The following is an 8,930-nucleotide window of genomic DNA, read 5'->3' on the forward strand; positions in this document are numbered from 1 at the left end:
GGCGGCGCGGGCTTGGGCGCGTCTGCAGAGTCGGGCGCCCGGCCGTCGCGCAGCAGCGCGCGGGCCTGGTCCCAGCCCGTCAGGCCGGGGCCGTAGACGCCGATGCCGGTCACGCGGACGGCGAGCTCGCTCATGCGCGGCCTCCGCGTCCGAACACGAGCACGGCGTTGTTGCCGCCGAAGCCGAACGACGACGACAGCGCGAGCCGCGGCGCGCGCGCGACGTTGTCGAGCGCAAGCTGCGGGCCGCAGGCCGGATCGGGCTCGCTGCAGTTCAGCGTGCCCGGCATGAATTCCTGTTCCAGCGCGATCAGGCAGGCCACCGCCTCGACGATGCCCGCCGCACCGAGCGTGTGGCCGGTCCAGCCCTTGGTCGAGCTCGCGCGTGTCTCGGCCGGAAACACGTCGGCGACGACGGCCGCCTCGACCGCGTCGTTGGCCGGCGTCGCGGTGCCGTGCAGGTTGACGTAGTCGATCGCCGACGCGTCCAGCGCCGCGCGCTGCAGCGCGTCGGCGATCGCGAGCCGCGCACCGAGGCCCTGGGGATGCGGCGAGGACATGTGGTGCGCGTCGCTGGATTCGCCCCAGCCGCGCAGCTGAGGCGCACCGCCGTTGGCCGCACCGGTGCGTTCGAGCAGCGCGAAGCCGGCGGCCTCGCCGATGGAGATGCCGCGCCGCGCGACGTCGAACGGCCGGCACGGCGCGTCGGAGACGAGCTGCAGCGCATTGAAGCCGAACAGCACGCTGCCGCAGAGCGAGTCGACGCCGCCGACGACGGCCGCATCGGCCCAGCCGTGACGGATCAGGCGCTCGGCCTGCGCGAACACCTTCGCGCTCGATGAGCAGGCCGTCGCGACCGTGCAGGCCGGCCCCGTCGTGCCGAGCACGCCCTGCACGAAAGCGACCAGGGAATGCGGCGCGTGCAGCAGGAAACTGCGGTATGGCGGCGCAAAACCGCCGTCGGCGGCGGGATCGCGGTAAGCCTCTTCGGTCGCGCCGATGCTCGCGGTCGAGGTGCCGAGCACGACGGCGACGCGGTCTGCCCCGTAGCGCTGCACGGCATCGCGCGCCGCGGCGAGGAAGCCGTCCTCGTTGAGACCGATCCAGGCCAGGCGGTTGTTGCGGCAGTCGATCGCGGCGAATTCGGCCGGCACGACCGTGTCCTCGATGCCGTCGACGCGGCCAATCCAGCAGTCCAGCGGATCGCTGCCGAAGTCGTTGCTGCGCAGGCCGCCGCGGCGCTCGCGCATGGCTCGGGCGAACGCGGCGACGCCGCGCCCGGCGGCGGAAGTGGCGGTATGGGCCGTCACGGCCAGCGGAGGAATCGGGTTCGGCAAGCGCAACGCACCTGGAGTCAAGGGAAATCGCCGGCTTGCAAGGCCGGGGCGCACGACTATACAACGGCGTTCGGGTTCAGGAAGCCTCACTCCGCCGCGCCGATGACCACCTCCTATTCGCCGTTTCGCGACGGTCCGTGGCGCCATATCGGCGACCGCGACGTCTGGCATTCGCTCGGCGTCAGCGCCGCGGCCGTCGTGCTCAGCGGCGGGCTGCTCTGGCTGTATTTCTTCCTGCGCACCGCACTGTTGGCCCGCCGCGCGCCGCTGCGGCCGGCCGGCGACGGCACGACGCTGCTGCTGTTCGGCAAGCGCCTGGCCGGCGAACGCGTCGACGCCGACTACGCCGCGCGCATCGCCCGCGTCTGGGCGCTGTATCAGGAACACGAGCGCACGCTGCTGCTGCTCGGCGGCCGCACCGGCGCCGGCCTCAGCGAAGCGGCCGCGGCGTTGCAGTGCCTGCGCGAATACGGCCTGCCGGCCGAGGCCGACGTGCGCTGCGAGGACGCCTCGACCGATACGCTGGAAAACCTGCGCAACGCGCGCGAACTGCTCGGCGACGCCGCGGCCGCTCCGGTCGCGCTGGTCAGCAGCCGCTATCACCTGCCGCGCTGCCTGCTGCTGGCCGAGTCGCTGGGACTGCAGGCCGACGTCGTCGCGGCCGAGCCGCGCCTGCGCTGGAGCGCCGGCCTGCTCGTACGGCTCGCGCTCGAAGCGAGCTACTGCCTCTGGCTCGACGTCGGCAGCCGCTGGGCGCGCCTGATCGGCCACCGGCGCATGGTCGAGCGCGTGACCTGAGCGGCCGGTCGATTGCCGGCCCGTGCGGCGCCGCCTACCATGCGCGGCGGGCCGCCCGGCCCGCCATCGATGGAGCGAACAATGCTGCGTAATAGATTTATACTGATTTTGCTTCTGCCGGTCCTGCTGCTGCTCGCCGGCTGGCGCGAGGCGCCGCTGGTCAACCCCGACCCGATCGCGGTCCCGGCCAAGGCCAGCAGCGCCGAAGTCGGCAAGATCATCAAGAAGGCGCTGGTCGGGCGCAAATGGATCGTGTCCGAGGACAAGCCCGGCGCGATCAAGGCCACCCTGCTCGTGCGCGACCACAAGGCGCGCATCGCGATCGACTGGAACAGCAAGGACATCCGCATCAGCTACGTCGATTCGGAAAATCTCAATTACGAGGAAAAGAACGGCAAGAAGGTGATCCACCAGAACTACAACAGCTGGATCAACAACCTCGTCGTCGACATCAGCGGCGAGCTGACCCTGCTCGGCAGCTGAAATTCCGCGGCGGGAGCGCGGCCCGGCGCCGCTCCCGCCGTACGCACCCCGCTCCACGGCCGGCACCGCTGCGGCCTCCGACCCGCCACCGCACGAGCCGACACGATGACCGACTCCGCCGTTTCCCGCATGCAAACCTTCCTGCACGGCCTGCAGGACCGCATCTGCGCCGCGCTCGAACGGGCCGACGGCGAGGCGCGCTTCGTCGAGGACGCCTGGCAGCGCGCCGAGGGCGGCGGCGGACGCTCGCGCGTGCTCAAGCAGGGCGCGCTGTTCGAGCAGGCCGGCGTGGGTTTCTCGCGCGTGCACGGCGAGCGCATGCCGCCGTCGGCGACGGCGCAGCGGCCCGAGCTCGTCGGCCGCAGCTGGAGCGCGCTCGGCGTCTCGCTCGTGCTGCATCCGCGCAATCCGTACGTGCCGACCACGCACATGAACGTGCGCTATTTCGAGGCGCACAAGCCCGACGCCGAACCGGTCTGGTGGTTCGGCGGCGGTTTCGACCTGACCCCGTTCTATCCGTTCGACGACGACGTGCGCCACTGGCACGAGACCGCGCGCGCGGCCTGCGCGCCGTACGGCGACGAGGTCTATCCGCGCTACAAGCGCTGGTGCGACGAGTACTTCTTCCTGAAGCACCGCAACGAGACGCGCGGCGTCGGCGGCCTGTTCTACGACGATCTCAACGAGGGCGGCTTCGAGCGCTGCTTCGCACTGACCCAGTCGGTCGGCAACGCGTTTCCCGACGCCTACCTGCCGATCGTCGAACGCCGCCGCGACCACGCCTACGGCGAGCGCGAACGCGAATTCCAGCTGTACCGGCGCGGCCGCTACGTCGAGTTCAACCTGGTCTGGGACCGCGGAACCCTGTTCGGGTTGCAGTCGGGCGGCCGCACCGAATCGATCCTCATGAGCCTGCCGCCGCGCGTGCGCTTCGAATACGGCTATCAGCCCGAACCCGGCAGCGCCGAGGCGCGCCTGGCCGATTACCTGGTGCCGCGGGACTGGCTGTGATCCGTCGCGGCGTGCTGCTGGCCGCGCTGGCGGCGCTGCTGTTCGGCGCGCCGCTGCAGGCCGGCCGCGTGCGGCTCGTGCTCGACAACGGCTACGTGCTGCCGCTGAGCGCCGACGGCAGCGCGTTCGACGGCGAGTTCGGCAAGCTCGCGCTGCGCGGCGAGCAGCGCATCCATGCGATCGAACCCGACTACGCGATGGGCCGGCTCTACGTGACCCTGGACGGGCCGCAGCCGGATTACCTGACCCAGGTCTACGACCTCGCGAGCCTGAAGCTGCTCGACGAGCTCGACGGCGTCGTCGCGGTCTACGTGCCCGACTCGGCCAAGGCGAAGACCGTGCTGATGCGCCGCTACGATCCGCGCGACGATTCCGGCCATGCCCGATCCACCCTGTCGCTGCTCTGGCTGATCGGCAGCGACGTGCAATGGCAGCTGCGCGACCGCCGACGCTACGCCAGGATGCTGGCCGCAGGTCCCGACGAGAGCTACTTCGTCCTGCCGCGCTGCCATTTCGGCGGCAGCCGGCCGTTCGTGACGTTGAATCCGTACCTGCGGCTGGACCGTCGTTTCGCACCGGCGCTTCTGCCGGGCTTCAAGGCCGCGCGCGAGCGCATCCGGCAGACCCGTCAGTCGCGCATCGTCCAGGCCTGCCTGGACGGCGGCGAGACCCTGGAAACGATCGGCGAGGTGAGCCCGCGACCGGGGGAACCCGAGGCGCTTCGCCACGCCAGCGCGCTGGAACGGCGCCGCGGCGAGAAGGTGCTCACCCGCTACGAGCTCCCTTCCGCGCTGCTCCCGCTGTCGGCGGAACAGGATGCACGCCGCCTCGGCCGCGACGGGCGCTGGGTCGCGCTGATCAACCTCGGCCTCGTGCTGGACCTGGCCGAGGGCATGCTCGCCGAGGCGCACATCGCCGGCGCGCCGTGGCTCACGCGCTCGGCCGACGGCGAGACGCTGTACGGCCTGCCGCGCCACTACGTCTACCGCAGCATCGTCAGCGACGGCTATATCGAAGGCGGCGGACCGGTCTTCACGGGCGGCGTGGACCGGCTGTCGGTCGCCGGCGGGCGGCTGCGCCGCGACAAGTTGCCGCTGCCGGCCGAACTGCAGGCGCTGCTGGCCCAGCAGGACGCGCAATCGCAGGCTTTTCGCGAGCGGCTGGAGACGCTCGGCGGCAACGACACGGACCCGCCCGCCGGCGGTGGCGGCACTGATGCGGAAGCAACGGCGCCGGAAGAAACCGAGCCCGTACCGACCCGGCTGCAGCAGCGGCTCGGGCAGTGGATCACGATCATCGGCGTGCTCGACGACTGAAAACTCCGTGTCGCCGAGGGCGCGAAACCTGCACTCCCCGCGAAGGATCGGCTAGGCTTGCCGGTCATTGGCGGGCCGTCACGACGACGGCCCGTTGTACGAAACCGACGCGGCGACGGAAGCCGCCGACGCCTTGCGTGACGACGATCGCCGAATGAAATCCCGACTCGACCTGCTGCGCGGCACGGCCCAACTGGCCGGCGAAGGCTTTCTCGGCGCGCTGGACGTGGTCGAAGGCGTGCACCAGGCCGTGCTCGATCCGTTCGCGAAGCTGCTGCCGTTCGGCGACCTGCTGCTGCGCGGCACCGATTTCGTCTATGCGCGGCTGCGCGACGTCGGCCAGGCGGCCAGCACCGCGGCGATAGGCTCGCTCGGCCTCTACGAGCGCTACCTGCTGCCGCGCGGCAGCGACGGGACCGACCACGTCGCGTCCAATGCCTGGATCAGCGCCCTGAACGGCGCGGTCGGCGACCATCTCGAAGCCACGCGCAATCCGCTCGCGCTGCGCCTGGCCTTCTGCCGCGACGGCCGTACCCTGAGCCTCGACGCGGCCACGCTCGCGCGCGAGCTGCCCTGCCCCGACGGCACGCTCTACGTGCTCGTGCACGGCCTCGGCCTCAACGACAGCCAATGGCAGGACCGCGACGGCGAGGACTTCGGCACGCGGCTGGAGCGCGACCTCGGCGGCAGCGCCGTGCGCCTGCGCTACAACAGCGGCCGCCGCATCTCCGGCAACGGCCGCGATTTCGCGCGCCGGCTGCAGCAGCTCGTCGACGCGCATCCACGGCGCATACGGCGCATCGTGCTGATCGGCCACAGCATGGGCGGCCTGGTCTGCCGCAGCGCCTGCAGCCACGCGGCGCGCGCCGAACTGCCGTGGCGCGACAAGCTGGTCGCGGCGATCTGCCTGGGTTCGCCGCATCTGGGCGCGCCGCTCGAACGCATCGGCGGGCGCTTGAGCGCCGCGCTCGAATCCATGCCGTACACGCGCGCGCTGGCCAAGCTGACCGAGCGGCGCAGCGCCGGCGTCAAGGACCTGCGCCACGGCTGGTGCAGCGATCGCGACCGGCCGCGCGGCGAACGTCGCGACGCGGCGCCCGAGGCGCTGCCGGACATCGGCGAGGCGCGCTGGTTCCTCGCCGCAGCGACATTGGCCGGCAGCAGCGACGGCACGCGCGCACGCTGGATCGGCGACGGCCTCGTGCCGGTGCCGAGCGCGCTGGGCCAGCACGCCGACCCGTCGCTGTCGCTGCAGCTGCCCGACACGCAGCGCCACGTCTTCCGCGGACTCGGTCACATGGACCTCATGAACCATCCGCGCGTCTACGAACGGCTGCGCGACTGGGCGCAGACGAAATAGGCGCAGCCGGCGCGGGCAGCTTCGCGGAACGATCCGGCCCGGGCGCCGCGCCGCCGCAAATCAGTCGACCGGACCCTGCGGAACGCCGTGCTTGCTGCGGACCTCGTCGATGCGCGCCTGCACGGTGGACGGCAGGTGACCCTTTTCCGCCTGGGCGAAGATCTGGCCGAGCACGCGCTTCTCGTCCTCGTCGATGACCGTGTCGCGCAGCGCGAGGCCGAGCAGGAAGTTGATCTCGCCGATGTCGAGCTGGCCGTCGTCGGCGAACACCGCAATCGACCGGAACGCGATCTCGATATGGCTCTTGGCCTGGGGCATGGCGGAACTCCGTGGCGATGGGGAAATTCGGCCCGCGATCCGGCCGGAACGCCGACGATAGCCGGCCGGCGGCCGCGCGGCGAGCAGGCCGGTGCTCCGCAATGAACGCCGCGGCGCAGCCTGGGCGAACCTGGCCGGCCCGCGCGGTCGCGGCTATCGTTGCGCGCGACGGCGCGCCGGGACGCGACGGCCGCAACGGAGACCGCATGACGGACGCAGCACGCTATCGGCGCGAGAAGGACGAATACCTGCGGCTGAGCACCCTGGACGAGACCGCGCGCAGTGCGGCGCTCGCGGCGCTGTCCACCGACGATCCGGCGCTGGCCGACGCGCTTGCGCGCCTGTTCGCCGCGGCGCAGCAGCCGCTGCCCTGTCTCGACGCCGAGGCGGACGCGAAAGACGACGCAATGCCGCAAGTCGCGCGCTACCGGCTGATCCGCGAGATCGGCCGCGGCGGCATGGGCCGCGTCTGGCTGGCCGAGCGCGACGACGGCGGCTTCCGCGGCAAGGTCGCGATCAAGCAGATCGACCGCGCCTTCGGCGACGGCGCCGACGAGCACCGCTTCCTGCGCGAACGCCAGATCCTCGCCGCGCTCGACCATCCGAACATCGCGCGGCTGATCGACGGCGGCAACGACGGCAGCGGGCGGCCGTTCCTGGCCACCTGGTACATCGAGGGCGAACGCATCACCGACTACTGCAGCCGCCGCGCGCTGGGCCTGCGCGCCCGCGTGCAGCTGCTGCGCAAGGTCGGCGACGCGGTCGCCTACGCGCATCGCCGGCTCGTCGTGCATCGCGACATCAAGCCGGCCAACATCCTCGTCGACGCCGACGGCGAACCGCGCCTGCTCGACTTCGGCATCGCGCGCGTGCTCGACGAGGACACCGCCGCGACGGCGACCGGCGCGGGCCCGCTGACCCTGCGCTATGCGGCGCCCGAGCAGATCCGCGGCGAGACGGCCGGCGTCGCCGCCGACGTGCATGCGCTGGGCTGCCTGCTCTACGAACTGCTGGCCGGCGAGCCTCCGCATGCGGAACTCGGCGCCGCCGCGCTGACCCACGCGATCCTGCACACGGACCCGCCGCCGCCGTCGGTCGTCGCGCGCCGCCGCGGACTGCCGGCGCCGGGCCGCGACCTCGACGCGATCTGCCTGCGCGCGCTGCGCAAGCGGCCCGAGGACCGCTATGCCGGCGTCGATGCCTGGAACGACGACCTCGATCGCTTGCTGCGCAACGAACCGGTGCACGCGCGCCGCGGCGAACGCGGCTACGCGGCGCGGCGCTGGCTGGGCAGGCGCTGGCCGTTGCTGGCCGCCGGTCTCGCGGCCGTCGCGGTCGTCAGCTATCACGTCGTCAGCATCAACCGCCAGCTCGCCGCCGTCGCGCGCGAACGCGACCGCGCGACCGAGCTCGCCGATTTCGCGATCACCCTGTACCAGTCGGCCACGCCGGCCGAGGTGCGCGAAGGCAAAGTCAGCGCGATCCAGCTGCTCGACCGCGCCGCGGCTCGGCTCGACGAGCCGAAGATGGACAAGATCAAGCCGGAGACGCGCGCGGCGATCGTCGCGTCGATCGGCCACGTCTACTACGAGATCGGCGTGCGCGACCGCGCCGCGCAACTGTTCGCGCGCGCCGTCGCGCTATTCGAGCAGGCCGATCCGGTGCCCGAGGAGGACCTGATCCAGCATCAGCGCTATCTCGCGATGGCGCTGTACGACAGCGGCAACGCCGAGGCGGCGATGACGCAGATCGAACGCGCGCTGCAGCGCCGCGAAGCGCAGGGTGACACCGACAGCCTGCTACGCGCCGCCCTGGAGCGCGCGGCCGCGGTCTACGCCGCGTCGCTGGACCGGCTCGACGCCGCCGCCGACCACAATGCGCGCGCGATCGCCGCGATGGAGATGCACCTGCCGGCCACGCGCGACACGCTGTCGGTCACCCTCGGCAACGCCGCCGACCTGGATCTGCAGCGCGGCCGCATCGATGAGGCCGACGCGCGCATTGCCCGGGCGCGCGGGCTCATCGACCGCAACAGCACGGTGTTCTATCGCAACGATCTGTTCCAGCGCCGCGTGCAGGCGAAGGTACGCGCCGCGCAGGGGCGCATGGACGAAGCGCTCGCGCAGCTGCGCGAGGCGCTGGAGCAGGCGCGCGCGCAGTTGGGCGCGCGGCATCCCGACGTGCTCGTGTTCGCGGTCGACTACGGCGGCCTGCTGTTGCGCGCCGGCCGCTACGACGACGCCGGCGCCGCGCTCGAGGAGGCGCTGGACATAGGCCGCGCGGCCGGCAGCGACGCCGCGCGGCGCCT

General features: G+C 72.1%; 8 protein-coding genes. 6 read left to right on the plus strand and 2 right to left on the minus strand.

What is annotated here, in order from left to right; genetic code table 11:
• Positions 1–130 precede the first annotated feature (130 nt).
• Complete coding sequence (locus tag NON22_RS15885) at positions 131–1,324, minus strand: beta-ketoacyl-ACP synthase (protein ID WP_257387929.1); 1,194 nt, start codon at positions 1,322–1,324, stop codon at positions 131–133.
• A gap of 114 nt (positions 1,325–1,438) precedes the next feature.
• Here NON22_RS15885 and NON22_RS15890 point away from each other — a divergent pair, with 114 nt between their 5' ends.
• The 5 genes from NON22_RS15890 to NON22_RS15910 all read left to right on the plus strand — a co-directional run bounded on the left by NON22_RS15890 (position 1,439) and on the right by NON22_RS15910 (position 6,304).
• On the plus strand, positions 1,439–2,134 hold the full coding sequence (locus NON22_RS15890) for a YdcF family protein (RefSeq protein WP_257387922.1): 696 nt from the start codon (positions 1,439–1,441) through the stop codon (positions 2,132–2,134).
• 81 nt (positions 2,135–2,215) lie between these two features.
• Complete coding sequence (locus NON22_RS15895) at positions 2,216–2,617, plus strand: hypothetical protein (protein ID WP_257387923.1); 402 nt, start codon at positions 2,216–2,218, stop codon at positions 2,615–2,617.
• A 129-nt stretch (positions 2,618–2,746) separates the two neighbouring features.
• Positions 2,747–3,628 (plus strand): oxygen-dependent coproporphyrinogen oxidase, encoded by an 882-nt coding sequence (gene hemF, locus NON22_RS15900; protein WP_425507987.1) that lies wholly within the window; start codon positions 2,747–2,749, stop codon positions 3,626–3,628.
• Positions 3,625–4,944 carry a hypothetical protein gene (locus NON22_RS15905; protein ID WP_257387925.1) on the plus strand — a complete coding sequence of 440 codons (1,320 nt, stop codon included), beginning with the start codon at positions 3,625–3,627 and terminating at the stop codon, positions 4,942–4,944. Before hemF ends, NON22_RS15905 begins: the two co-directional genes overlap by 4 nt.
• A 154-nt stretch (positions 4,945–5,098) precedes the next feature.
• The gene (locus tag NON22_RS15910; protein ID WP_257387926.1) at positions 5,099–6,304 is read left to right on the plus strand and encodes a lipase family alpha/beta hydrolase; all 1,206 of its coding nucleotides are present in this window, start codon (positions 5,099–5,101) and stop codon (positions 6,302–6,304) included.
• Between the two features lie 60 nt (positions 6,305–6,364).
• Here NON22_RS15910 and NON22_RS15915 read toward each other — a convergent pair whose 3' ends face one another.
• Positions 6,365–6,622: a hypothetical protein gene (locus tag NON22_RS15915; RefSeq protein ID WP_257387927.1), complete on the minus strand. Its 258-nt coding sequence runs from the start codon at positions 6,620–6,622 to the stop codon at positions 6,365–6,367.
• A 206-nt stretch (positions 6,623–6,828) separates the two neighbouring features.
• On the opposite strand from NON22_RS15915, the gene NON22_RS15920 reads away from it, so the two are divergent.
• On the plus strand, positions 6,829–8,930 hold a 2,102-nt coding region (locus NON22_RS15920; protein ID WP_257387928.1), incomplete at its 3' end, for a serine/threonine-protein kinase.

Origin of the sequence: Tahibacter caeni (assembly GCF_024609805.1) — a bacterium.
In the GTDB taxonomy this organism is placed as follows: Bacteria; Pseudomonadota; Gammaproteobacteria; order Xanthomonadales; family Rhodanobacteraceae; genus Tahibacter; species Tahibacter caeni.